We start from the raw sequence: 23337 nt of genomic DNA, 5'->3' as shown, positions 1-23337 counted from the left end.
CCCGCCGCAGGGCAAAGGAACAATCGAGATGACAAAACCCAAAGTTCTGATTTCCGACGCGCTGTCTCCCGCCGCCGTGCAGATCTTCAAGGATCGCGGCGTCGAGGTCGACTTCCAGCCCAACCTCGGCAAGGACAAGGAAAAGCTCGCCGAGATCATCGGCAATTACGACGGCCTCGCGATCCGCTCGGCCACCAAGGCGACCGCCAAGCTCATCGAGAAGGCGACGAGGCTCAAGGTGATCGGCCGCGCCGGCATCGGCGTCGACAATGTCGAGATTCCGGCCGCGACCGCCAAGGGCATCATCGTGATGAATACGCCGTTCGGCAATTCGATCACGACCGCCGAGCACGCGATCACGCTGATGCTGGCGCTGGCGCGCGAGATCCCGCAGGCCGACGCCTCGACCCAGGCCGGCAAGTGGGAGAAGAACCGCTTCATGGGCGTCGAAATCACCGCCAAGACCCTCGGCGTGATCGGCTGCGGCAATATCGGCACGATCGTCGCCGACCGCGCGCTCGGCCTGCGCATGAAGGTGATCGCGTTCGATCCGTTCCTGTCGCCGGAGCGCGCCAAGGACATCGGCGTCGAGAAGGTCGAGCTCGACGATCTCTTGAAGCGCGCCGATTTCATCACGCTGCACACGCCGCTGACCGAGAAGACCCGCAACGTGATCGACGCGGCCGCGATCGCCAAGATGAAGAAGGGCGTTCGCATCATCAACTGCGCGCGTGGCGGCCTGGTCGACGAGCAGGCGCTGGTCGACGCGCTGAATTCGAAGCATGTCGCGGGCGCCGCCTTCGACGTGTTCGTCGAGGAGCCGGCGACCTCGAACGTGCTGTTCGGCCATCCCAACGTGATCTGCACCCCGCATCTCGGCGCCTCCACCACCGAGGCGCAGGAAAACGTCGCGCTGCAGGTCGCCGAGCAGATGTCGGATTATCTGTTGTCGGGCGCGATCTCGAACGCGGTCAACTTCCCCTCGATCACGGCGGAAGAGGCGCCGAAGCTGAAGCCGTTTATCGAGCTTGCCGAGAAGCTCGGCTCGTTCGCGGGCCAGCTCACCGAGAGCGGCATCCTCAAGACAGAGATCACCTATGAGGGCCACGTCGCCGAGATGAAGATCAAGGCGATCACCTCGGCGGTGCTGTCGGGCCTGCTGCGGCCGATGCTGGGCGAGGTCAACGTGGTCTCGGCGCCGGTCGTCGCCAAGGAGCGCGGCATGGTGGTCGACGAGGTCGTCCGCGCCGCGCAGAGCGACTATGAAAGCCTGATCACGGTCACCGTCACCACGGAGCGTCAGGAGCGTTCGGTGTCCGGCACCGTCTACGCTGACGGCAAGCCGCGTCTCGTCGACATCAAGGGCATCCGCGTCGACGCCGAGTTCGGCAAGTCGATGATCTACGTGACCAACGAGGACAAGCCGGGCTTCATCGGCGCATTCGCGAGCCTCTTGGGTGATGCGAAAATCAATATCGCGACCTTCCATCTCGGCCGCGTCAAGCAGGGCGGTGACGCCATTGCGCTGGTCGAGGTCGACGGCGCGGTGCCGGCGGAGCTGCTCGCCAAGGTACAGACGCTGCCGCAGGTGAAGCAGGCCAAGGCACTGACATTCTGAGGCACTGACGTTCTGAGCCGCCGACGTTTTAGGGCGCCGATGTTTTAAACGTTGTTTGAGCGGTTCTCGTCGTCCCCGGGACGCGTCCGGAACGTGACGAACAAGATACCGCTCAAGCATATCCAAATTCCGATCTGCGGAACATGACGCCGTCTCCGGTCCCGGAGGCGGCGTTTGTCGTTCCGGGGCGTCCGGTATTGCTGTTGCGCCCGACGAAAAATGTGTACGAACGGGCCACGACGCGCCACAATGACCGTCATCTCAGAGGGAGAAAACAATGCGTGAAGCCGTAATCGTTTCCTACGCGCGCACCGGCCTGGCAAAGTCCGGCCGTGGCGGATTCAACATCACCCCGCCGATGTCGCTCGCCGCGCACGCCATCAAGCACGCGGTCGACCGCGCCGGCGTCGACAAGGAATATGTCGAGGACTGCTATCTCGGCAATTGCGCGCACGGCGCGCCGAACATCGGCCGCCAGGCGGCGCTGCTCGCCGGCCTGCCGAAATCGACCGCCGGCGTCTCGGTCAATCGCTTCTGCTCGTCCGGCCTGCAGACCATCGCGATGGCCGCCAACTCGATCCGTTCCGACGGCTCCGATTGCATCGTCGCCGGTGGCGTCGAGAGCATCTCGATTCCCGGCGGCGGCTCGCCGAAGGAATCGATCGATCCGGACCTGCTCAAGACCGCGCCCGACATCTTCATGGCGATGATCGATACCGCCGACATCGTCGCGGAGCGCTACAAGCTCAGCCGCGAATACCAGGACGAGTATTCGCTGGAGTCGCAGCGCCGCATGGCCGCCGCGCAGCAGGCCAACAAGTTCAAGGACGAAATCGTCCCGATGAAGACCAAGATGAAGGTGGTCGACAAGGCGACCAAGGCCGAGTCGATCGTCGACTACGTGGTCGATCGCGACGAGTGCAACCGCCCCGAGACCACGCTTGAGGGCCTCGCCAAGCTCGAGCCGGTCAAGGGCCCGGGCAAGTTCATCACCGCCGGCAATGCCAGCCAGCTCTCCGACGGCGCCGCCGCCGTGGTGCTGATGGAGGCCAAGGACGCCGAGAAGCGCGGCCTCAATCCGCTCGGCCGCTTCGTGGCCTGGGCTTCGGCCGGCTGCGAGCCCGACGAGATGGGCATCGGTCCGGTCTTTGCGGTGCCGAAGCTGCTGAAGCGCCACGGCCTGAAGATCGACGACATCGATCTCTGGGAGCTCAACGAGGCGTTCGCCAGCCAGTGCCTCTATTCGCGCGACCAGCTCGGCATCGATCCCGAGAAGTACAACGTCAATGGCGGCTCGATCGCGATTGGCCATCCCTTCGGCATGACCGGCGCCCGCCTCACCGGCCACCTGTTGCAGGAAGGTCGTCGCCGCAAGGCCAAGTGGGGCGTCGTGACCATGTGCATCGGCGGCGGCCAGGGCGGCGCCGGCCTGTTCGAGATCTATAGCTAAGCGCGATCGACACTGATCGTGTGCGAACCAGGGGCCCGGCGGCAACGCCGGGCCGCTTTTCTTTTGGAGCCGGCTAGCTCGCCGGTGAGCCGAGCGCGCGCTCGTCAAACTCGAGCGAGGCAATCAGCTCGAGCGTCTGCCTGAGATCGGCGGCCTGCCTTGCGCCAAAGGCGGTCTCGAAACGCTCCTGCGCCTTGAGCCATGCGGCCTGTGATTCCTCGAGCCTGGCTTCGCCGCGCTTGGTGAGCCGCACCAGCCGGCTGCGCCGGTCGTTCTTGTCGACAATGATGGTCAACAGACCGTCGCGCTCGAGCGGTTTGAGGTTGTGGTTGAGCGCGGTGCGGTCGAGCACCAGGGCTGCGGCAAGCTCGCCCATCGTCGGCGCGCCCGACCGCCTGACATAGACCAGAATCGCCCGTTGCGTGCCGCGCAGGCCGGATGTCGCAAGGACCTGATCGTAAAGCTGCGACACCCGCCGCGTCGCCTTGCGCAACGCCGTGAGATTACACCGGCTGGGTTCCGTTTTCGCCATCGCTGCCTCCGATGGACTTGACAGATACATGCATATGCACCTAATGGCAATAGATGCATATGCACATATTTTGGAGGGTGTGATGTCGGAGGTAGAGGCGGAGACCATCGATCTGGTCGTCGAACCTGATGCGCGGCCGCGGTCCGGCGTCGCCACCGCAACCCCGCGCCAGGTGCTTGCGATCGTGTCGGTCGGAATTTGCCTCGCCAATCTCGATTTGTTCATCGTCAATGTCGGGCTGCCGAACATCGCGCAGGAATTTCGCGGCGCCTCGCTTGAGGATCTGTCCTGGATCCTCAATGCCTATGCCATTGCCTACGCGGCCTTGCTGGTGTTCTTCGGCCGGCTCGCCGAACGCCACAGCCGCAATCTCAGCTTCCTGCTCGGCGTCGCGCTGTTCACGGCCGCGTCAGCCGCATGTGCGCTGGCGTCCAGTGTCGAGTTCCTGGTCGTCTCCCGCGTGGCGCAGGCGGCCGGTGCGGCATTGATGACGCCGACCTCGATCGGCCTGCTGCTGGCATCATTTCCGCCCGAGCAGCGCGCCGGGGCGGTGCGCACCTGGACGGCGATCGGCGGCCTTGCCGCCGCACTGGGCCCGCTCGCGGGAGGCGTCCTGGTCACGTTCGACTGGCGCTGGATCTTCATCGTCAATGTCCCGATCGGCGTGGTCGCGCTGATCATCGGCTGGCTGAAATTGCCCGAAGTGCCCGGTCACGACGTGCCGCGCCCGAGTTCATGGGCGGCGCTGCTGGTGACCTCGGGTATCGGTGCGCTGACATTTGCGATCGTGAAGGCGAACGATTGGGGATGGAGTTCGCGCGGCGTCGCGCTCGGCTTTGGCGTCGCGACCGTCTCGCTCGCCGCCTTCGCGTGGCATTGCCTCAGATCGAGGAATCCCTTCGTCGATCCTGCACTGTTCGCGGTCAGGCCGTTCACCGGCGCGTCGCTGGTGATGGCGCCTTATTCGGCGGCCTTCGGCGCCATGTTGCTGTCCTGCGCGTTGTGGGAGCAGACGGTATGGGGCTGGTCGGCGTTGAAGACCGGCCTTGCAATCGCCCCCGGTCCGCTAATGGTGCCGATCACCTCGCTGTTGTTTGCCGGCCGGCTGATTGCGCGGTTTGGCGCCGCGGCCGTCGTCTCCGCCGGGATCGTGCTGTTCGCGGCCGGCCTCGCGATCTGGGCGACGCTGCTCGGGGCCGAACCCAATGCGCCTGCCGTCGTCGCGGGCGTGATGCTGATCGGTATCGGCGTCGGGCTGACCTTTCCGACCCTGATGGGCGTCGGCGCCGGCGCGCTGCCGCCGTCGTCGTTTGCCACCGGCTCGGGCGTCATCAACATGATCCGGCAGGCGGCACTGGCGATCGGCGTCGCGATCTTTGTCGCGATCCTTGCAACGCCGGTCTCGATGACCGAGCGGATCGCGGCGTTTCAGCGCGGCTGGTGGATCATGATCGCGATCACGTTGGCCGGCTTCGTGCCGAATTATCTGTTCATCCGGCGCAAGGCGGATCGCTAGAGCCCGAAGACATCGCCGCGCCATGCGGCAGCCGCTGCGGCGCCATCGTCGCGCCGCAGGGAAACCTCAATCGAACCAGTTCCTTCCTCGCCGCGTCTCACCACGAGAAACGACGCGCCCTCGAGCCCGGCGCGCCGTTCGTCTCGCGCGCGATGCGGCGTTTTTCCGGAGGGATGTCATGTGTAGGATTGCGAATTATCTTGTGACCACCAGCCTGGTGCTGGCGGGTGCGCTGGTTGCCGGGCCGCTGCATGCGGCCAATCTCGATGCAGTCTCGCAGGTCGATGCCGTGACCGTCTACCCCGATGGCGCGAGCGTCACCCGCGTCATCACGCTGGATCTGCCTGCCGGCGACAGCACGCTCATAGCCAGGGATTTCCCGATGGGGCTCGATCCGTCCTCGCTGCGGGTCGACGGCGAGGGCGGAGCGAAGCTCACGATCGGCGCGATCGATACAAAGCTGCCGCAGCCCTTGCTGCCGCCAAATCTTTCCGAGATCGACAAGCGCATCGAGGCGCTTAACGATGAGCGCGCCGATTTGCAGGGGCTGATCAGCGCGGCCGAGGCGCGGCGCAAATTTGCCGAGCGCTTTGCCGAAGCGTCGCCCGCGGGTCTCGGCGAGAAGGGCGAGGCGCGTCCGCTCAGCGAGTGGCGTGCGGCGTTCTCGGCGGTGGCCGACGAGGTCGCAACCGCCGACAGCGCGATCCGTGACGCCGAGCGCAAGATCCGCGTGATCGACCGCGATCTTGCGCAGCTCGCAGCCGATCGCACGAGCAAGCCGCCGAGCAAGGTCGAGGTGCGGATCGACGTCGCCTCGCAGGCGGTGACCAAGGCGACCTTACGGGTCACCTATGCGGTTCCCAACGCCCGGTGGGTGCCGCTCTATGACGCCCGGCTCGACACCGGCGCCAGGGACCGCAAGCCCGCGATCGAGCTGGTGCGCCGCGCCGAGATCACCCAGTCGACCGGTGAGGATTGGTCGAACGTGGCGCTCGTCGTCTCCACCGTGCGGGTCGCGCGCGGCGGAAACGCGCCCGACCTCCGCTCGCTGATCGTGCAATATCCGCAACCGCCGCGGCCGCTGGCGAAGCTTTCGGGAGAGGCCAGCATGCGGGCGCGCGAGGCGCTGGCACCTGCGCCAGCCGCCGACGCGGTTCAGCAGTTCCGTTTTGGTGGGGGACGCATGGACGAACTGGAAGCCACCGCCGAGATCGGAGCTTTCCAGGCCACCTTCAAGATCCCCGGCCGCGTCAGCGTTGCCGCCAATGAGGGCGCAAAGAGCCTGCGTATCTCGACGGCGACCATCACCCCCGATCTCGCGGTTCGCGCCGTTCCGGTGATCGACCCGACCGCTTTCCTGGAAGCGAGCTTCGTGCAGGCCGACGATGCGCCGTTGCTGCCGGGACAGGTCTCGATCTACCGCGACGGCATCTTTGTCGGCCGCAGCCGGATGGCCACCGCCGCCAAGGACGAGACCGTGCGGCTCGGTTTCGGCGCCGACGACAAGGTCAAGATCGAACGCACGGTGGTGAAGCGCAACGAGGGCTCCGCCGGCCTGATCGTGACCACGTCGAAAACCGACGAGCGCGCCTTCAAGACCACGGTGCGCAACGGCCACGACTTCCCGATCAAGGTCGCGATCCAGGACCAGCTGCCGGTCAGCGAGAACGACGATATCGTGGTCGAGATGCTGCCGTCGTCGACGCCGGCGACAACGACCAATCTGCGCGACAAGCGCGGCGTGCTGGAATGGGCGTTCGAGGCCAAGGCCGGCGAGGTCCGTGATATCAATTTCGCCTGGCGGATGCGCTGGCCCAAGGACAAGGGCGTCGTGATGGTGCCGGCGGGCTAGAGCCCGTGCCGGGCTCTAGCGTTGTTGCTTGACGCGTCTTCTTCACGCGAACCGGAACCCACTTCGCTTGAAAACGCTATGAGGACCTGCGTCATCTACCGATGACAACCCTCCCGATCTCGGGCATCACTTTGCCAAAGGCAACAAAGCCTGAGATCGGGAGGATTCATGAGCTACCAGCACATCGTCGTCGATGATCCGCGTCCGCGCGTCCGCCGCATCACGCTGAACCGCCCCGAGAAGCGCAACGCGCTGAACAATCGCCTGCGCGGCGAGATCTTCGAGGTGCTGGAACAGGCCGACCGCGATCCCGGGATTTCGATCTCGATCCTGCGCGGCGCCGGACCCTGCTTCTCGGCGGGCTACGATCTCTCCGCCGACAACCGCGTCGACCAGCCCTACCATTCGGCATCCGGCCCCGGCCAGTGGTCGCGCCATGTCGTCGAGGGCTGGTTCTCGATCTGGGATCTCGCAAAGCCTGTGATCGCGCAGGTACACGGCTATTGCCTCGCCGGCGGCACAGAGCTCGCGACCGCCTGCGACGTGGTCTATGTCGCCGACGACGCCCAGATCGGCTATCCGCCGGTGCGGCTGATGAGCCCGCCCGACATGCAGTATCACCCGTGGCTGGTCGGCATGCGCCGCGCCATGGAATTGATGTTGACGGGCGACGCGATGTCCGGCCGCGAGGCCGCCGAATGGGGCTATGCGACCCGGTCGTTTCCGCTCGCCGAACTGGAGGCGAAGACGCTCGATTTCGCCGAGCGCGCGACGAAGGTGCCGATCGAGCTGCAGCAGCTCAACAAGCGCAGCGTCCACCGCGCCATGGAAATCATGGGCGCCCGCGCCGCGATACGGGCCGGCACCGAGATCCAGGCGCTGGCCTTCACGACCGAGGCCAGCAAGGCCTACATGGCGGGCTTCCGCCGCGACGGCGGCAGCGTGAAGGCCCAGCTCGACCAGCGCGACACGACGTTCGGAGATTACCGGACGAAGAAGGAGTGACGTGGCTTGCCGCGCGCGCTGACCGGTGCGGCGATAATGGCCGGCTTAAATTCGCTGTCATGCCCCGCCTTGAGCGGGGCATCCAGTACGCCGCGGCTTGTCCGCCAAATTCGGACGTCAATACTGGGTCGCCCGGCCGAGCCGGGCAACGACACTGTTGTGATCGGCGAGAGCGGCCCCTTCACTTCGACTTCAGGAACTCGCCGACTTCGAGCAGCACGAACTCGTCGTCATCGGCCTTGTTCGGGTCGCGGCTCGAGGAGAATGGCAGGTTGTTGTCGTTGCCGACGATGATATGGGTCTCGTCGACCCGATCGACGTTCTCGATGGTGAAGAAGGGGAAGGTGTAGACGCCGTCGTTGAGCGGCTTGCGCGCCTTCTTGTTCGGATCGCGGATCTTCATCAGGTCGATATAGGCGATCTTGCGCACCGGCTTGCCGACATTGGCGTCGGACAGCTCGATCTTGTAGACGCGCTTGAACTTGGCGAGGTCAGGAAAACAGTTCTCGCCGCGCTGGCCTTGCGGGCAGGCCTTGTCGGCGGTGCCTTCGCCATTGTCGCGCTCGATCACGAGGCCCTGGGCCGGGTCGATCATGTTGAAGTCGCCGATCGCATTGCCGTTCTGCTCGAACACATACTGCCAGTAGCGTCCGGTGAACTTCTCCGCCGCGACGTCGAATTCCAGGATGCGCGAGGCTTCCTTGCCGTCGACCTTCTCCCAATCCTTCTTGTCGGCATCCCACAGCGGCCCCTCGAGCAGGCCGTAAAGGAACTTGCCGTCCTTGGAGGAAGCAAAACCTTCATAGCCCTTGGAGCGGCGCAGGTTGACGTTGGTGTAGCTGGCGCCGGGCGCACCGGGCGACTGCACCGCCCAGTGATCCGGTGAGCGCACCGGCTTGCCGTCGGCGACGGTCTCGAATACGGCGAGGATCTTGCCGGTCTTGTCGGCCTTGAGGATGTAGGGCCCGAACTCGTCGCCGATCCAGAAAATCTCGTTGATGATCTGGAAGCCCTCGGTGTCGAAATCGGCACCGGTCAAATAGCGCTTGGCGGTGTCCTCGTGCACGATGCGGAACGGCACCTTCCTGTCGGGATCGTGCAGGAACACGGTTTGCTGACGCTCGATCTTGCCGCTCGCCCAGTCGATCTTGTGCCGGTTCAGATACAGCATCGAGTCCGCCGAGTTGTAGCGCGAGCCCATGCCGTTATCGGTGATCACCCAGAACGAGCCGTCGGGCATCACCTTGATGCCGGAATGGCCCTGCAGCGGCTGGCCCTTGAACGGCAGCGACACGCCGGTCGGCCGCTCATAGGACTTGCCCATCACGGTGCCGATGGCGTCGACGCGCTTGCCGGTGGTGTATTTGCCCGAGCTCTTCAGATCATCAGGGGCGTCGGCGGGCGCGTCGATGAAGCTCTCTGCCGGCATCACGGCGTGTCCTGCCAGCGTCGCCGGGAATTCGCCCTCACCCTGCGCGAACGCCGATGTGGTGAGCAGGATCGAGGCGACGGAGCAGAGCAGGGACAGGCGCATGGTTGATCTCCCAAAGGATAAACGATGCGGTGTTCTCCGAGCCGCCTGTTACAGCCGGCTGACAGTTTTGTGAACCGCGGATGTTGCGGCGGGATAAGGCTTGCGGCGTTACGTCGCCTCTCACTCGCAATCCCATCCTGAGGAGGCCGCGCGGCGGCCGTCTCGAAGGATGGCCGCGAGCAACAGCCGGGCCTCGTGGTTCGAGACGCGCGTACCGCGCTCTCACCATGAGGGTCTAAACGGGCCGCATGGTCTGCGGCAGCAGGAACGGTACGCCGTTTCCGGTGTAGGCGATCGCAGCGTCGATCTCGAAGATCTCGCGCAGCGTCTCGGCCTTCATCGCCGCCGTGCGGTCGCCGTCGACGGCAAGCCGGCCGCGGTGCAGCAGCAGGATGCGGTCGGCGAACCGCATCGCGAGGTTGAGGTCGTGCAGGATCGCGATCACGGCGGTGCCGCGCGCGGCGCGGCGCCTCGCCGTTTCGACCAGGTCGATCTGGTGCCGCAGATCGAGGCTCGAGGTCGGCTCGTCCAGCAGCAACAGCCCGGGTCCATGCAGCGCTTCGCCGCAGGCGAGCTGCACCAGCACGCGGGCGAAATGCGCCCGCTGCTGCTCACCGCCCGACAGCGTCGGCAATTGCCTGAAACGGAAACGCGCGAGCCCGACCTCGTCGAGTGCCGCCTCGACCAGCGCCCGCGTGACGGCACGCGGACTTTCGCCGGCGCCCATGCTGACGATTTCCTCGACGGTGAACGGGAAGGTGACGTTGACGTGCTGCGACAGCATCGCGCGGTGCTGCGCCAGCGCGCGTGGTCCGTAGGTTTGCAGGTCGCGCTGCCTGAGTCGGATCGCCCCGCGCGACGGGCGCAGGTCGCCCGACAGCATCCGCAGCAGCGTCGATTTGCCGGCGCCGTTGGGACCGACGATCGCGACCATCTCGCCGGCGCCGATCTGCAGCGACACCGCGTCGACCAGATCAGTGCCGCCGACCGTCATCGATACCGACTGCGCTTCGAGCAGGGCCGTCATAGCGACACCAGCCCGCGCTGCCGCAGCAGCATGGCGAGGAAGAACGGCGCGCCGATCGCCGCGGTGAGGATGCCGATCGGCATTTCCGCGGGTGCCACGATGGTGCGCGCCACGGTGTCGGCGCCGACCAGGAGGATGGCGCCGAGCAGTGCGGACGCCGGCAGCAGCAGCCGATGCGCGGGCCCGATCACCAGCCGCAACAGATGCGGCACCACGATGCCGACGAAACCGACCACGCCGCAGACCGAGACCGCGACCCCGGTCATCGCCGACACCAGCACGATCGAGATCCGCTTCAGCCGTTCGACGTCGACGCCGCTGTGGAACGCCTCCGCCTCGCCGAGCACCAGCACGTCGAGCCCGCGCGCGATCGAGAGGCAGGCGGCCAGCGCGACCGCCAGCACCGGCGCCAGCGCCGTGAGCTTGCTCCAGGTCGCGCCGCTGAGCGAGCCGAGCAGCCAGAAGGTGATGTCGCGGAGCTGGCGGTCGTCGGCGACGAACACCAGAAGGCCGATGCCGGCATTGGCGATCGCGGCGATCGCAAGCCCGGCCAGCAGGAAGATCGCGATCGATGTCCGGCCGCCGCGGCTGGCGATGCCGTAAAGCACGATGGTCGTGATCAGCGAGCCGGCAAAGGCCGCGATCGGCAGCAGCTGGTGTTGCAGGAAGCGCAGGCTTTCGCCGAGATGGCTGTCGGTGAACACGATCGCGGCCGCCGCGGCAAACGCGCCGCCGGAGGAGACGCCGACCAGCGCGGGGTCGGCGAGGGGGTTGCGGAACAGGCCCTGCATGATCGCGCCTGATACGGCAAGGAGTCCGCCGACCATCGCCGCCGCCGCGATCCGCGGGATGCGGATCGACCACACCACGAGTTGGTCGCGTGCAAGCAGCGGGTTGGCGACACCATCAGCCCAAAGCCCAAGCGCTGCCGGAAGCCGCGCCATTGGAATCCCGGCGGCCCCGACCGTCAGGGCGACCAGGGCGGCGCCTGCGAGCGCCGCAAGCAGGCAGAGCAGGGTGAGTGTCGCGGCCGGCCGCAGCGACATGCCGGCGCGCCGTTGTTTCGCACGCCCGCGGCGCTCAGTCAGCACGCTCATTGCCGACAATTCGCGGTCAGCGCTGCCGGCTTGAAGTTGTCAGCCTCCGGCGCCAGCGCCGGATAGAGCTTGACCGAGAGGTCGCGTGCCGCGGCCGCGGTGCGCGGCCCGAAGCCGAGCAGATAAAGGCCTTCCATCGCGATGAAGGCCTTGTTGGCCGCGACCGGCGTCAGCGCGAAGGCCGGATGCGCGAACACGGCATCCGACGTCAGCGAATCCTTGCCGCGATCGATCGACAGCACGACATCCGGTTTCGCCGCCACGATGGCCTCGTCATTGACCGGCTTGTAGCCGTCGTAACCGTCGATGGCGTTGACGCCGCCGGCAAGCCGGATGATCTCGTCCGCGGCGGTCTTGTGGCCCGCCGCCATCGCCCGGCCATTCAGCAGCGACATCACGAACATCACGCGCACCGGCTTGGTCACCCTGGCACGCAGCGCGCGCAGTTGCGCGAGATCGCCCTCCACCGCCGTGGTCAGGCAGGCGGCGCGCGGATCGGCGCCCATGGCGTGGCCGACCAACCTGATCTTCTCGACTAGCCCGGCCTCCGAGAACGTCTCCGGCACCAGCACCAGCGGCACCTTGGCCGCCTCCAGCACGTCCATGGTCTCCTTCGGCCCGGAGCCCTGCACTGCGAGCACCAGCGACGGGTGCAGGCCGAGCACGCCCTCCGGCGACAGCTGGCGCATGTAGCCGACGTCGGGCTTCTCGCGCAGCGCAGCCGGCGGGTAGAGGCTGGTCGCATCGACGCCGGCGATGCGGTCCTCGAAGCCGAGCGCATAGAGGATCTCGGTGATCGCGCCTCCGATCGAGACGATGCGCGACGGATTGTCGATCACGACGTCGCGGTCGCGCGCGTCATGCACGGTGATGCCCTCGGTTGCCACTGCTTCGATCGGCAGCAGGCAGGAGAAGGCGAGCAAAGCGAGCGTGCGACAAATTGTCATCGGGGCCGTCACTTGGTCAGGATCAGCTTGTTCTGCGAGGTCAGCCGCAAGCGGTAGTGCTCCTCGCCATGCATGATGATGATCTCGCGCTCCGCAGCGAACAGGTCGCGGCTGTCGAGACGATTACCGCGCATGATCAGTGTTTTGGCTGCGCCGGATGCAGGCTCGGTCTGCTTTCCGGCTGCGCCGATATTGTCTCCGGAAGCTGCGGACATATTGTGGTGTTGCGCCTGCGAAAATTTTCAAATGGTGTTTGCTTGTATAAGCGGGCGAAGGCGCATTCCAACGGCAGCACTTTACAATCGATATAAACAGCGCCGCCGCATTCTTGACCGTTTTGTTGCCGGCTCGTAACCAATCCTCACGCGATGCAAGCCGGTGGCTTGCATCGCGACGTAGCCAGCAAGCCGCTCGTCAGAGAGCGCACGCCAGCCAAACCAGAAAGCGATGATCAGGCTGGGGCTAGAATGGCTGACGGGGCTAGGGTTTCGTGCGCCCTGATTTTGGGCGCGTCGGTGTTTTCATTTGCGGCAGCACTGCCGGAACGCGGCTTCGCGCAGACCGCCGATCCGCCGGCTGCGCGTCCTTCCAGCGAACGGCCGAAGCAGGCCAAGCGGAAGCCGAAGCCGGTGGCCGAAGCTCAGGTGGCGGCCTCGCCGGCGATGAATGCGCGGGCGCAGATCGGCGCGGTGCCGGTGCAATCGCTCGACACCATCACGGCGGTGGCGTCCAAGACCGAGGAGCGCGCGATCGATGCGCTGGCGCCGGTCAGCGCCGTCACCCTGGAGAAGATCCAGGGCCTGCAGCCGAACCGGCTCTCGGACATATTCTATGCCGTGCCCGGTGTCTCGGTTCAGGAGCGCGGCGACGATCCGGCGACCGTCATCAACATCCGCGGCCTGCAGGATTTCGGCCGTGTCGCCGTTGTCGTCGACGGCGCGCGGCAGAACTACCAGCGCACCGGCCACAACGCCAACGGCTCGTTCTTCCTCGATCCCGAACTGATCGGCGGCGTCGACGTGGTGCGCGGCCCGACCGCGAACATCTACGGCTCCGGCGCGATCGGCGGCGTGGTCTCGTTCCGCACCAAGGATATCGACGACGTGGTGCGTCCCGGCGAGCGCTGGGGTGTCGACATGTCGGGCTCCTACGGCACCAACACGGACCGCGGCATGGGCTCGGTGTTCGGCGGCGTGCGCGTCGATCCGAATGTCGATGTGTTCGGCGGCGCGGTCTATCGCACCCAGGGCAATTACAAGGACGGCGCGGGCACCGAGATCGGCAACACCGGCAACGATATCGCGGCCGGCCTGATGAAGGTGACGTTCCGGCCGGCCGAAGGCCACGAGTTCAAGATCGGCGGTATCTTCCAGGACTACCAGTACAATATCGGTCAGCCGAACCGCGGCCCGACCACGACGGCGGCGCCGCTCGCCGCGATCGCGGGCTCCTCGGTCTATGCATCCGACGCCAAGAACTACACGGGCACCTTGAGCTGGAGATATTCCAAGCCGGACGACATGCTGTTCGACTGGAACATCTCGGTCTACGGCAACCGCACCGACAACGACCAGGTCAAGACCTACAACAACCGCATCACCACCGGCGGCGGCGTCTGCACGCTCGCCAATCCCGGCAACAACATCTCCGGCTGCGTCGGCGACAAGCGTGGTTATTTGCTGGACACCGTAGGTATCGACGTCAACAACACCTCGCGCTTCAATTTCGGCGACTGGCGCAACGCCGTGACTTACGGCTTCGACGCCTTCCGCGACGATGTCGAGACCTTCGACTCGCGCGGCAATTCCAACATCACGACGCCGGGCGGCCAGCGCACCGTGTCCGGCGGCTTCGTGCAGCTGAAGCAGAACTATTCGACCTGGCTCGAGCTGATCAGCGCGGTCCGCTACGACCACTACGAGCTCAACTCGATCAGCACCACGACCAGCGGCGACCGGTTGTCGCCGAAGATCACGGTCGGCGTCACGCCGGTTGCCGGCTTCACGCCCTATGCGAGCTATGCCGAAGGCTATCGCGCGCCGTCGATTACCGAGACCCTGATCGCGGGCGGCCACGCCACCGGCGGCGGGCCGGCGCTGTTCAACTGCCCCGACGGCACCTCAGGCCTGTTCTGCTTCCTGCCCAATGCGGCGCTGCGGCCGGAGGTCGGCAAGAACAAGGAAGTCGGCATCAACCTGAAATATGACGGCATTTTCACCGCGAGCGACTCGTTCCGCGGCAAGATCAATGTGTTCCGCAACGACGTCGACGGCTATATCGATCTCGTCGCCTCGGCGCCGACGCTGACGCCGTTCGGGCGCTTCAGCCAGTTCTACCAGTATCAGAACATCGCGCACGCCCGCATCGAGGGCTTCGAGCTCGAGACGATGTATGATGCAGGCGACTGGTTCGTCGGCGTCGCCGGCCATCTGATGCGCGGCCGGAACACCCAGACCAATGTCGGGCTCGCCACCATCACGCCGCGCAAGGTGACGACCACCGGCGGCGTGCGGCTGCTCGACCGTTCGCTGATCATTGCCGCGCAATGGTCCTCGTTCGGCGCCAACAACGACCTGCCGGCGGGCTATCTGCCCTCGACCGGCTACGAGCTCGTCAACCTCTATCTGACCTGGAACGCCACCAAGGACATCACCTTCACGGCGTCGGTCGACAACCTCTTGAACCAGTACTACCGGCCTTATGCGATCCCGGGCTCCTCGACCGACGGCACGACGCAGAACGACGTGCTGTTCTCGAGCCCCGGTCCGGGTACCGTCTACAAGGCCGGGCTCAGGATTCACCTAGGTGGAGCGTAACGCGAGACGCCGATCATTCCATCCAGGTTGCTCCGGCCGCGCTGGTGCCCCCGGCGCGGCCTTGGCGTGTTCCTTGGCGCGTTCATGTTATTAACGAGATCAACCGGCAGGATCGGGCATCCGCCGTCATACAGGAGAGAGTTTTCATGTTCATCGCAATGAACCGGTTCCAGGTGATCAAGGGCAAGGAGCAGGCGTTCGAGACGGTCTGGAAGACGCGCGAATCCTATCTCGGCGATCTGCCTGGATTCATCGAGTTTCACCTGGTGAAGGGCCCCGAGGCCGAGGATCACACGCTCTACGCGACCCACACGGTGTGGGCCAGCAAGGCGGCGTTCGAGGACTGGACCAGGTCGGATGCGTTCCGCCGCGCTCATTCCCGCGCCGGCAACGAGACCGGCGGCAGCCTCTATCTCGGGCATCCGAAATTCGAGGGCTTCGAGGTGCTGATCACCGAGCGGGCGAAGAGCGCGGCGGCGTGATGGAGGCGGTCGTGCCTGATGCGGAGCTTGCGGGGCTGAAGGCCTATATGGCCGACAATCCCGGCGCTGTGATCGAGGACGTCGCGCGCGAGCGCAGGGTGACGCCGCGCGCGGTGCTCGAGGCGCTGCCCGAGAGCATGGTGCGGATCGGCCCCGGCGAGTTTGCCGCCGCGATGCAGGACATCGCGGAGTGGGGCGAGGTGACGCTGATCGTGCATACCGATGACGCGATCTTCGAGTTCACCGGCGCCATTCCGAACGGCGAAGTCGGCCGCGGCTATTTCAACCTGATGCAGCCGAAGGGCCTGCACGGCCACCTGAGGCACGAGCGCTGCGCGGCGATCGCCTTCGTCGAGCGGCCTTTCATGGGCAAGGTGTCGGCGTTCATCGCCTTCATCAATCGCGACGGCGGCATCATGTTCAAGGTGTTCGTCGGCCGCGACGAGACGCGCGCGCTGCGCGGCGATCAGCTGGTGCGCTTTCATGCGCTGGCGGACCGCCTCGCGCCGCAGGCGGCCTGAAAGCAACGAAGGACGGGAGGCGACAATGTCGCAGCGCTGGCTTGGGCGAAGCATCTGGATGGCGGCGTCGGCCGGGCTCGGCATGCTGCCGGGCACGAGCCTTGCCGCAGCCGACGCCGCACTGCTGCCGCGCAACCTCTCGCCCTGGGGCATGTTCGAAAGCGCCGACATCGTCGTGAAGGCGGTGATGATAGGGCTCGCCTTCGCCTCGCTCGTCACCTGGACGATCTGGCTCGCCAAGACCGTCGAGATCCGCCGCAAGACCGCGCTCGCCCGGCAGGGGATCGGCCTCCTTGAGCGTGACACCCAGCTTGCCGAGGTCGAGCAGGCGAGCCGCGACAGCAACGACGCGGTGGCGCAGATCGTGCAATCGGCCTCGCGCGAGGCTGCGCTGTCCGGCGGCATGTTCGACGACGGCTTCAAGGAGCGCATCGCGCTGCGGCTGGAGCGGGTCGAGGCGGAGATGTCACGGCAGATCGCGCGCGGCACCGGTGTGCTGGCGACGATCGGCGCCACAGCGCCGTTCGTCGGCCTGTTCGGCACGGTGTGGGGCATCATGAATGCCTTCATCGGCATCTCCGAGGCCCACACCACCAATCTCGCGGTGGTCGCACCCGGCATCGCCGAGGCGCTGCTTGCAACCGCGCTCGGCCTGGTTGCCGCGATCCCCGCGGTCGTGATCTACAATCACCTGACCCGTTCGATCGCGTCTTACCGCGCGCTGCTCGGCGACGCCTCCGTCATGGTGATGCTGCTGGTCAGCCGCGAGGGCGATCGCAGCCTGTTCCGGCTGGCGCGCGCTGCGGAGTAGGCGATGGGCGCGAAGCTTGGCACTGGCGGCGCGTTCGGCGGCCGGCGTCGCGGCGACGACGATCTGGTCGAGGCACATGAGATCAACGTCACGCCGTTCATCGATGTGATGCTGGTGCTGCTGATCATCTTCATGGTGGCGGCGCCGCTCGCAACCGTCGATCTCGGCGTCGATCTGCCGGCCTCGACCGCGGAGCCGCAGCCGCGGCCGGACAAGCCGGTGTTCGTCACCGTGAAGCCCGATCTTTCCGTCGCGGTCGGCGAGGACGTGATCGCGCGCGAGACGCTGACGTCGACGCTCGATGGCGCCACGCAAGGCAGGAAGGACGAGCGCATCTTCCTGCGCGCCGACAAGGCGGTCAGCTATGGCGATCTGATGGAGGTGATGAACCTGCTGCGCAACGCCGGCTATCTCAAGATCGCGCTGGTCGGCCTCGACGGGCGTAGCTGATTTATGAATGCGTACGCGCTTCATGATGCGGGCGGCGAGATCCGGCTGAGGCGTTGGGGCCTGTCGGCGGCAGCGATCCTGGCGGCGCATGCGGCAGTGCTCGCGGTTGCCATGAGCTGGGTCCCGGCGCCGCCGCCGGGCGTCGCGGTGCCGGCAGTGCTGGTCGACCTGACGCCGATCACCTCGGCGCCGGAGCTTTCGGAGACCGAACTGCCGCCGGGGCCGGCGATGCAGGAGGCCGACGCGTCGCCGCCGGAGCCTGCCGCCGCGCAGCCCGTGCAGCAGGAGATCGCGCCAACGCCGATGCAGGAGAAGCCCGACGTCGTCGCGCCGCCGGAACAGAAGCCGCAGATCACGCCGCCGAAACCCGAGCCCGCGAAAGTCGTCCCGGAGAGGAGGCCCGAACCGGTCAAGCCGAAGGTGGTTCGTCGGGAAGCAAAAAAGCCGTCCGAGGCAACGCCGGCACCGCGCACCAGCGCGCCGAGCCGTGCCGAACGGCAGGCGCCGGCTGCGTCCGCGATCAGCGCCGGCGCAGCCGCGTCAGCGATCGCGGCCTATAACGCCCGCGTCCGCGCGCATCTGCTGCGCTTCCATTCCTATCCCGCAGGCGGCAACGGCCAGCGCGGCGTGGTACGCCTGGTGTTCACGCTCGGCCGCGGCGGGCAGGTGCTGTCGAGCCATCTCGGCGGCTCCTCCGGCAATCCGACCTTCGACGCGCGCGCGTTGGCGATGGTGCGCCAGGCCCAGCCGTTTCCGGCGTTTCCGTCCGAGATCACGCAGGGCTCGATGGGCTTTTCCGTGCCGGTCGCGTTTGTGCCGCGGTAGCGTGCGACCTCATTGATGGAGGCCGCATTATTTCATCCCCGTCATCCCCGCGCAAAAGCTTCGCCTTTGTCGCTGGAGGTGCGAGCCTTGCGGCGCACTTGCGCCGCTGGGCGAGCCTCGAAGGATGCACGGCCCGGCCGGTGGCCGTCGATCCTTCGAGACGCGCTTCGCGCTCATCAGGATGACGGGGATAGATTGAGTTCGCTTCAAGACGCCGGAAGCTTGGTTACTCCTTCACCGCGCCCGTCAGCGACGACACGTAGTAGTCGACGAACAGCGAGTAGAACAGCGCGACCGGCAGCGAGCCGAGCAGCGAGCCGGCCATCAGCGCGCCCCACTGATAGACGTCGCCGGTGACGAGCTCGGTCAGGATCGCGACCGGCACCGTCTTGTTGGCGCCGCTCTGGATGAAGGCGAGCGCGTAGATGAACTCGTTCCACGACAGCGTGAAGGAGAAGATGCCGGCCGAGATCAGGCCGGGCACCGCGAGCGGCAGCGTGATCCGCCACAGGATCTGCAATCGCGTCGCGCCGTCGACCAGCGCACATTCCTCGAGCTCGTAGGGGATCGACTTGAAATAGCCGATCAACAGCCAGGTGCAGAACGGCACCAGGAAGGTCGGATAGACCAGGATCAGCGCCAGCGGAGAATCGAACAGCCCGAACTGCACGATGACGGTGGCGAGCGGAATGAACAGGATCGACGGCGGCACCAGATAAGCGAGGTAGATGCCGAGGCCCACATAGGGGCTGCCGCGGAAGCGCAGCCGCTCGATCGCGTAAGCGGCGAGCGTCGAGGCGAACAGCGACAGGAAGGTCGAGCCGATCGCCACCAGCATGGTGGTCTTCAGCCAGCGCGGATAGGCCGTGTCGAACAATAGATGCTTGATATGCGCGAGCGTCGGCGAGGTGATCCAGAACGGGTTGTGCTCCTTGTAGTTCAGCAGCTCCGCGTTCGGTTTGAACGAGGTGACCGCCATCCAGTAGAACGGAAACAGCAGGATCAGGATGAAGCAGGCGAGCGGCAGATAGATCATCACCACGCGCCGGGCGCGGGAGTCCCACGCCATCGTATCGGGGGTGGCGCTGGCGACGTTGGAGGATTGGGCTGCAACGTCAGTCATTGGCTTCTCCCTGCTGCCATTTGCGGCGCGCGAGGCCGAAGTAGCTGAACAATGTTGCGAACACCAGGAACGGGATCATCGAGACGGCGATCGCGGCACCCTCGCCCAGCTCGCCGCCGGCGATGCCGCGCTGGAACGCCAGTGTCGCGAGCAGATGGGTCGAGTTGACCGGGCCGCCGCGGGTGATGGCGTAGACCAGCTGGAAGTCGGTGAAGGTGAAGATGATCGAGAACGTCATCACGATCGCCAGGATCGGCATCATCATCGGGAAGGTGATGTAGCGGAAGCGCTGCCAGGAAGTGGCGCCGTCGAGCATCGCCGCCTCGTAGAGCGAGGGCGAGATGGTCTGCAGCCCCGCCAACAGCGAGATCGCGACGAACGGGATGCCGCGCCAGATATTGGCGGCGATCAGCGAGAACCGCGCCGGCCAGGGCGAGCCGAGGAAGTCGACATTGCTGTCACGCCAGTGCAGCACGTCGACCAGGAGATAGGAGATGATCGAGAACTGCGGATCGTAGATCCACCAGAACGCCAGTGCGGAGAGCACCGTCGGCACGATCCACGGCAGCAGCACGATGGCGCGGATCAGGCTCTTGAGCGGGAAATGGTTGTTGAGCAGCAGCGCCAGCCAGAAGCCGAGCGCGAACTTTCCGAAGGTTGCGATCGCGGTGTAGAAGATCGAATAGAACACCGCGTTCCACCACAAGGGATCCTTGAGCAGATACTGGAAGTTCTCAAGTCCGATGTAGATGCCGCGCTGGCCGATCGTGGTATCGGTGAAAGCGAGCCAGATGCCGAGGCCCAGCGGATAGGTGAGGAACACCAGCAGCAGGCCGATCGCGGGCGCAAGGCACATCACGATCAGGAACGGCTTGTAGTCGAACAGGCGCGCGAGCCAGCCCGGCTGGTGCAGCGCGTGTCCTCGTGAGGGGAGGGTGGTGACAGACATCAGGTTCTTGTCTCGGTCCGACTTCCAGGGTCATTCCGGGATGGTGCGTTAGCACCAGACCCGGAATCTCGAGATTCCGGGTTCGATGCTACGCATCGCCCCGGAATGACAGCGGCTTGAGGTCGATCTTACCGGCCCTGCCGCCGGAAGTACCGCTTGGCGCGCTGTTCGGCTTCCGCTGCGGCGGCCTCGGGCGTTGCGGCGTCGGTCGCGACCGAGGCGCACATCTGCACCAGCACGTAGTCGGCGTTGACGGCGCCGGTCGCGGTCGAGATCGGCCCCTTGTAGCCGTTGTAATAGGGGCTCCGCATCGTGTCCTTGAAGATAGCGACCTTGGGGTCGCTCGACCACACCGCCGCGTCGGCATAGGCCGCCAGCGGTTGCGACCAGTAGCCGGAGTTGGCGTTGAGCCACGGCTCGTACTGTTCGTGCTCGAGCATGAACTGCAGAAATGCCTTCGCCGCGTTGGGATACTTGCTGTGCTTGAACACCATTGCGTTCAAGGTCAGGCCGGACATCGGAGAGGTCGGGGCCAGCCCCTTGATCAGGAACTGATGCGCGGTGTCGTCGGCGATCGCCTTGGTCGCGGGATCGTTCTTCAGCGAGAAATACAGCGAGACGCCGTTTGCGGTCAGGCCGATTTCCTGCGACGAGTAGGCGCGGTTGTTGGAAACGTCGTTCCAGGACGGGGTGCCGGCGATGAAGGTCGGATACAGCTCCTTCAGATATTTCAGCGCCGCGATCGTCTCCTTGCTGTTGATGATGATGTTGCCTTCCTCATCGAGCAGCGCGGCGTTGTGCGACCACAACAGCCAGTTGGCGAAGCCGTTGCCGTCGCCGACCGCGTTGCCGAGTGCGAAGCCCGCGGGCTTGCCGGCCGCCTTCAGCTTCCTGCAGAGTTCGAGGAAGCCGGCGTGGTCCTCCGGCACCTTGTCGAAGCCGGCGGCGTTGACCAGCGACTTGCGGTAGACCAGCGGGCCGCCCGAGGCGCCGAACGGCAGGCCGACCCAGCTCTTCGACTTCGAGCGCATGCCGTACCGGCGCGCCAGCGTGAGCCAGCCGCCATAGCGCTTGTCGAGATAGTCGGCGACATCGGTCAGCTCGATCAGCTTGTCGATATAGATGTGCGGCGCGTCGCCGAAGCCGATGATGATGTCGGGGCCGGCGCCGGAGTTCGAGGTCACGGCGGTCTGCTGGTTGATGTCCTCCCAGCCGACGAAGTCGACCTTGATCTCGACACCGGTCTTGTCGGTGAATTTCTTGGCATTGGCGCGGAACACGTCCTCGTCGGCCTGGACGAAGCGCACCGGCCGCAGCATGCGCAAGGTGGCGTCCTTTTCGATCGGCAGCGACGGCGCCGCTACGTCGGCAGCCTTCACCTTCGATGCCCCCTGCGCCGAAGCGCCGGTGACCGCCAGCGCCGCCGCGGAAGCCCCCAGCACCAGCGCGTCGCGACGCGTGATCTCGTACTTCATGTCGTTCGCACTCCCATTCTTCTTGTTTCGTTGTTGTTTTTCCTTCCCGGCGTTTGGCCGCCGGTGAAGGTGTCTTGGTCTCGTCGCCAGCCGCGCAAAGGGCCCGCAAGAGACGGGCCCCGCACGAAAAAGCGCATTCCCGCCCTAGCTGTTCGGACCGCGATCCATGCTGACGGGCTGCCAGCGGCGCAACGCGGTGTTTTGCAGCACCGACGGGTTGACACAGCTTACCGGCCACATGCCTTGCAGCACTAGTGACAATTCGTAGCCCACCCGGCGCTTGCGTGCCTCGTCAAAACGTGCCGACGCCGAGGCGACATGGGCGGTCAAGGTAACATTGTCCATCCCGAGCATCGGATTGTTGTGCGACGGGGGCTCCTTTTCCAGCACGTCGAGCGCGGCGTGGGCGATCCAGCCCTCTTGCAGCGCCTTGATCAGCGATTCCTCGTCGACCGTGGCGCCGCGGCCGGTGTTGATGAAGATCGCCGACTTTTTCATCTGGCGAAAATGCTTCTCGGTCAGCATGTGGTGCACTTCAGGCCGCGCCGGCGCGTGCATCGAGACGAAATCCGACTGCGACAGCACCTCGGACAGCGTCGAGGGGATCACGCCGTGGTCGTACATCAGGGTTTCCTGAATGAAGGGATCGTAGGCCACCATCCTGAGGCCGAACGGCGCGGCGCGCTTGGCCACCGCACGGGCGACCCGGCCGAACGAGATGAAGCCGAGCGTCTGGCCCATCAGCCGCGGAATCTTCAAAAGCGCCGGGCGGCCCTCGGCCCAGCGGCCGGTGCGCACCATCTTGTCCTGCTCGACCAGGCGGCGGAAGCCGGCGAGCAGCAGCATCATGGCGTGATCGGCGACCTCCTCGATGAAGGTGTCGGGGATGTTGGTGACGGGAATGCCGCGGGCGGTCGCGGCCTTGACGTCGACCGAGTCGACGCCGACGCTGCCGAGCGTGATCACCTTGCAGTTCTCGAGCGCGTCGATGACCGCCTTGGTGATCGGCATGCCCTTGGCGTAGATCGCGTCCGCGGTGCGTGCCGCGGCGATGAATTCGGCCTCGTTGGCCGGCGCCTCGACGATCTCGGCGCCGATCGGATCGAGCGCCTCGCGCTCATAATCGTAGCCGCCGCCGGCGACCGTGAAGCTCGCGCCCTTCGGCGTGACCACCCTGAATTTCGACATTGTCTGCTCCCGATGTGAGTCTGCTGTTCTTGCTTCTTGCTGGTTTGCTTCTTGATCTTGATTCTTCTTGCTTCTTGGGGCGCGGCTTGCATCACCGCCCTCCCATGCTTGTACGCGAG

At 65.7% G+C, this 23337-nt stretch carries 21 protein-coding genes; 11 read left to right on the top strand and 10 right to left on the bottom strand.

Annotated elements, in window-relative coordinates:
* Nucleotides 1-28 precede the first annotated feature (28 nt).
* On the top strand, nucleotides 29-1618 hold the full coding sequence (gene serA, locus ACVWY5_RS32500) for a phosphoglycerate dehydrogenase (protein ID WP_028333510.1): 1590 nt from the start codon (nucleotides 29-31) through the stop codon (nucleotides 1616-1618).
* 277 nt (nucleotides 1619-1895) lie between these two features.
* The gene (locus ACVWY5_RS32495; protein WP_028333509.1) at nucleotides 1896-3068 is read left to right on the top strand and encodes an acetyl-CoA C-acyltransferase; all 1173 of its coding nucleotides are present in this window, start codon (nucleotides 1896-1898) and stop codon (nucleotides 3066-3068) included.
* Between the two features lie 73 nt (nucleotides 3069-3141).
* Here ACVWY5_RS32495 and ACVWY5_RS32490 read toward each other — a convergent pair whose 3' ends face one another.
* Nucleotides 3142-3600, bottom strand: a complete 459-nt coding sequence (locus tag ACVWY5_RS32490; protein WP_028333508.1) for a MarR family winged helix-turn-helix transcriptional regulator — start codon at nucleotides 3598-3600, stop codon at nucleotides 3142-3144.
* A gap of 82 nt (nucleotides 3601-3682) precedes the next feature.
* Between ACVWY5_RS32490 and ACVWY5_RS32485 the strand changes: the two genes are divergently transcribed.
* From ACVWY5_RS32485 to ACVWY5_RS32475, 3 genes are all read left to right on the top strand, one after another.
* A complete protein-coding gene (locus ACVWY5_RS32485; protein WP_028333507.1) occupies nucleotides 3683-5116 on the top strand; it encodes an MFS transporter in 1434 nt (477 codons plus the stop codon).
* Between the two features lie 178 nt (nucleotides 5117-5294).
* Nucleotides 5295-6968 (top strand): mucoidy inhibitor MuiA family protein, encoded by a 1674-nt coding sequence (locus ACVWY5_RS32480; protein WP_028333506.1) that lies wholly within the window; start codon nucleotides 5295-5297, stop codon nucleotides 6966-6968.
* 168 nt (nucleotides 6969-7136) lie between these two features.
* A complete protein-coding gene (locus tag ACVWY5_RS32475; protein WP_028333505.1) occupies nucleotides 7137-7973 on the top strand; it encodes an enoyl-CoA hydratase-related protein in 837 nt (278 codons plus the stop codon).
* A gap of 181 nt (nucleotides 7974-8154) precedes the next feature.
* Here ACVWY5_RS32475 and ACVWY5_RS32470 read toward each other — a convergent pair whose 3' ends face one another.
* From ACVWY5_RS32470 to hemP, 5 genes are all read right to left on the bottom strand, one after another.
* Nucleotides 8155-9507 (bottom strand): esterase-like activity of phytase family protein, encoded by a 1353-nt coding sequence (locus tag ACVWY5_RS32470; protein ID WP_028333504.1) that lies wholly within the window; start codon nucleotides 9505-9507, stop codon nucleotides 8155-8157.
* Nucleotides 9508-9742: 235 nt separating this feature from the next.
* Entirely contained in the window at nucleotides 9743-10534 is a 792-nt protein-coding gene (locus tag ACVWY5_RS32465; RefSeq protein WP_028333503.1) for a heme ABC transporter ATP-binding protein, read from the bottom strand.
* The gene (locus ACVWY5_RS32460; protein ID WP_028333502.1) at nucleotides 10531-11631 is read right to left on the bottom strand and encodes an iron chelate uptake ABC transporter family permease subunit; all 1101 of its coding nucleotides are present in this window, start codon (nucleotides 11629-11631) and stop codon (nucleotides 10531-10533) included. The genes ACVWY5_RS32465 and ACVWY5_RS32460 overlap by 4 nt, the downstream gene beginning before the upstream one ends.
* Nucleotides 11628-12578, bottom strand: coding sequence for a hemin ABC transporter substrate-binding protein (locus ACVWY5_RS32455; protein ID WP_028333501.1), 951 nt, complete (start codon nucleotides 12576-12578; stop codon nucleotides 11628-11630). Before ACVWY5_RS32455 ends, ACVWY5_RS32460 begins: the two co-directional genes overlap by 4 nt.
* An 8-nt stretch (nucleotides 12579-12586) precedes the next feature.
* Entirely contained in the window at nucleotides 12587-12793 is a 207-nt protein-coding gene (hemP, locus tag ACVWY5_RS32450) for a hemin uptake protein HemP (RefSeq protein ID WP_016840569.1), read from the bottom strand.
* Nucleotides 12794-13045: 252 nt separating this feature from the next.
* Here hemP and ACVWY5_RS32445 point away from each other — a divergent pair, with 252 nt between their 5' ends.
* From ACVWY5_RS32445 to ACVWY5_RS32420, 6 genes are all read left to right on the top strand, one after another.
* Nucleotides 13046-15394: a TonB-dependent hemoglobin/transferrin/lactoferrin family receptor gene (locus ACVWY5_RS32445; protein ID WP_028333500.1), complete on the top strand. Its 2349-nt coding sequence runs from the start codon at nucleotides 13046-13048 to the stop codon at nucleotides 15392-15394.
* Nucleotides 15395-15540: 146 nt separating this feature from the next.
* Nucleotides 15541-15876: an antibiotic biosynthesis monooxygenase family protein gene (locus ACVWY5_RS32440; RefSeq protein ID WP_028333499.1), complete on the top strand. Its 336-nt coding sequence runs from the start codon at nucleotides 15541-15543 to the stop codon at nucleotides 15874-15876.
* Complete coding sequence (gene hutX, locus ACVWY5_RS32435; protein WP_028333498.1) at nucleotides 15876-16397, top strand: heme utilization cystosolic carrier protein HutX; 522 nt, start codon at nucleotides 15876-15878, stop codon at nucleotides 16395-16397. The genes ACVWY5_RS32440 and hutX overlap by 1 nt, the downstream gene beginning before the upstream one ends.
* A 58-nt stretch (nucleotides 16398-16455) precedes the next feature.
* A complete protein-coding gene (gene exbB / locus ACVWY5_RS32430) occupies nucleotides 16456-17208 on the top strand; it encodes a tonB-system energizer ExbB (protein ID WP_038377371.1) in 753 nt (250 codons plus the stop codon).
* A gap of 3 nt (nucleotides 17209-17211) precedes the next feature.
* Nucleotides 17212-17658, top strand: a complete 447-nt coding sequence (gene exbD, locus ACVWY5_RS32425) for a TonB system transport protein ExbD (protein WP_028333496.1) — start codon at nucleotides 17212-17214, stop codon at nucleotides 17656-17658.
* A gap of 3 nt (nucleotides 17659-17661) precedes the next feature.
* Nucleotides 17662-18483, top strand: a complete 822-nt coding sequence (locus ACVWY5_RS32420; protein ID WP_028333495.1) for an energy transducer TonB — start codon at nucleotides 17662-17664, stop codon at nucleotides 18481-18483.
* 226 nt (nucleotides 18484-18709) lie between these two features.
* Here the strand turns inward: ACVWY5_RS32420 and ACVWY5_RS32415 are convergent, their stop codons facing one another.
* From ACVWY5_RS32415 to ACVWY5_RS32400, 4 genes are all read right to left on the bottom strand, one after another.
* Nucleotides 18710-19552, bottom strand: a complete 843-nt coding sequence (locus ACVWY5_RS32415; RefSeq protein ID WP_016840579.1) for a carbohydrate ABC transporter permease — start codon at nucleotides 19550-19552, stop codon at nucleotides 18710-18712.
* Between the two features lie 46 nt (nucleotides 19553-19598).
* Nucleotides 19599-20555 (bottom strand): carbohydrate ABC transporter permease, encoded by a 957-nt coding sequence (locus tag ACVWY5_RS32410; protein WP_028333494.1) that lies wholly within the window; start codon nucleotides 20553-20555, stop codon nucleotides 19599-19601.
* A 128-nt stretch (nucleotides 20556-20683) separates the two neighbouring features.
* Complete coding sequence (locus tag ACVWY5_RS32405) at nucleotides 20684-22030, bottom strand: ABC transporter substrate-binding protein (protein WP_028333493.1); 1347 nt, start codon at nucleotides 22028-22030, stop codon at nucleotides 20684-20686.
* 144 nt (nucleotides 22031-22174) lie between these two features.
* Nucleotides 22175-23218, bottom strand: coding sequence for a C-terminal binding protein (locus ACVWY5_RS32400; RefSeq protein ID WP_028333492.1), 1044 nt, complete (start codon nucleotides 23216-23218; stop codon nucleotides 22175-22177).
* Nucleotides 23219-23337 lie beyond the last annotated feature (119 nt).

Source organism: Bradyrhizobium sp. USDA 3256, assembly GCF_054058275.1.
This window is presented reverse-complemented; position numbering and strand designations above follow the sequence as displayed.

Bases quoted from the DNA above. Each gene is read 5' to 3' on its own strand.
- ACVWY5_RS32420 (WP_028333495.1), top strand. From the start codon at position 17,662: ATGAATGCGTACGCGCTTCATGATGCGGGCGGCGAGATCCGGCTGAGG.
- ACVWY5_RS32410 (WP_028333494.1), bottom strand. From the start codon at position 20,555: ATGTCTGTCACCACCCTCCCCTCACGAGGACACGCGCTGCACCAGCCG.
- ACVWY5_RS32480 (WP_028333506.1), top strand. From the start codon at position 5,295: ATGTGTAGGATTGCGAATTATCTTGTGACCACCAGCCTGGTGCTGGCG.
- serA (WP_028333510.1), top strand. From the start codon at position 29: ATGACAAAACCCAAAGTTCTGATTTCCGACGCGCTGTCTCCCGCCGCC.
- ACVWY5_RS32475 (WP_028333505.1), top strand. From the start codon at position 7,137: ATGAGCTACCAGCACATCGTCGTCGATGATCCGCGTCCGCGCGTCCGC.
- ACVWY5_RS32405 (WP_028333493.1), bottom strand. From the start codon at position 22,030: ATGAAGTACGAGATCACGCGTCGCGACGCGCTGGTGCTGGGGGCTTCC.
- exbD (WP_028333496.1), top strand. From the start codon at position 17,212: ATGGGCGCGAAGCTTGGCACTGGCGGCGCGTTCGGCGGCCGGCGTCGC.
- ACVWY5_RS32485 (WP_028333507.1), top strand. From the start codon at position 3,683: ATGTCGGAGGTAGAGGCGGAGACCATCGATCTGGTCGTCGAACCTGAT.
- ACVWY5_RS32465 (WP_028333503.1), bottom strand. From the start codon at position 10,534: ATGACGGCCCTGCTCGAAGCGCAGTCGGTATCGATGACGGTCGGCGGC.
- hutX (WP_028333498.1), top strand. From the start codon at position 15,876: ATGGAGGCGGTCGTGCCTGATGCGGAGCTTGCGGGGCTGAAGGCCTAT.
- ACVWY5_RS32495 (WP_028333509.1), top strand. From the start codon at position 1,896: ATGCGTGAAGCCGTAATCGTTTCCTACGCGCGCACCGGCCTGGCAAAG.
- ACVWY5_RS32415 (WP_016840579.1), bottom strand. From the start codon at position 19,552: ATGGCGTGGGACTCCCGCGCCCGGCGCGTGGTGATGATCTATCTGCCG.
- ACVWY5_RS32400 (WP_028333492.1), bottom strand. From the start codon at position 23,218: ATGTCGAAATTCAGGGTGGTCACGCCGAAGGGCGCGAGCTTCACGGTC.
- ACVWY5_RS32445 (WP_028333500.1), top strand. From the start codon at position 13,046: ATGGCTGACGGGGCTAGGGTTTCGTGCGCCCTGATTTTGGGCGCGTCG.
- ACVWY5_RS32455 (WP_028333501.1), bottom strand. From the start codon at position 12,578: ATGACAATTTGTCGCACGCTCGCTTTGCTCGCCTTCTCCTGCCTGCTG.
- ACVWY5_RS32490 (WP_028333508.1), bottom strand. From the start codon at position 3,600: ATGGCGAAAACGGAACCCAGCCGGTGTAATCTCACGGCGTTGCGCAAG.
- ACVWY5_RS32440 (WP_028333499.1), top strand. From the start codon at position 15,541: ATGTTCATCGCAATGAACCGGTTCCAGGTGATCAAGGGCAAGGAGCAG.
- ACVWY5_RS32460 (WP_028333502.1), bottom strand. From the start codon at position 11,631: ATGAGCGTGCTGACTGAGCGCCGCGGGCGTGCGAAACAACGGCGCGCC.
- hemP (WP_016840569.1), bottom strand. From the start codon at position 12,793: ATGTCCGCAGCTTCCGGAGACAATATCGGCGCAGCCGGAAAGCAGACC.
- exbB (WP_038377371.1), top strand. From the start codon at position 16,456: ATGGCGGCGTCGGCCGGGCTCGGCATGCTGCCGGGCACGAGCCTTGCC.
- ACVWY5_RS32470 (WP_028333504.1), bottom strand. From the start codon at position 9,507: ATGCGCCTGTCCCTGCTCTGCTCCGTCGCCTCGATCCTGCTCACCACA.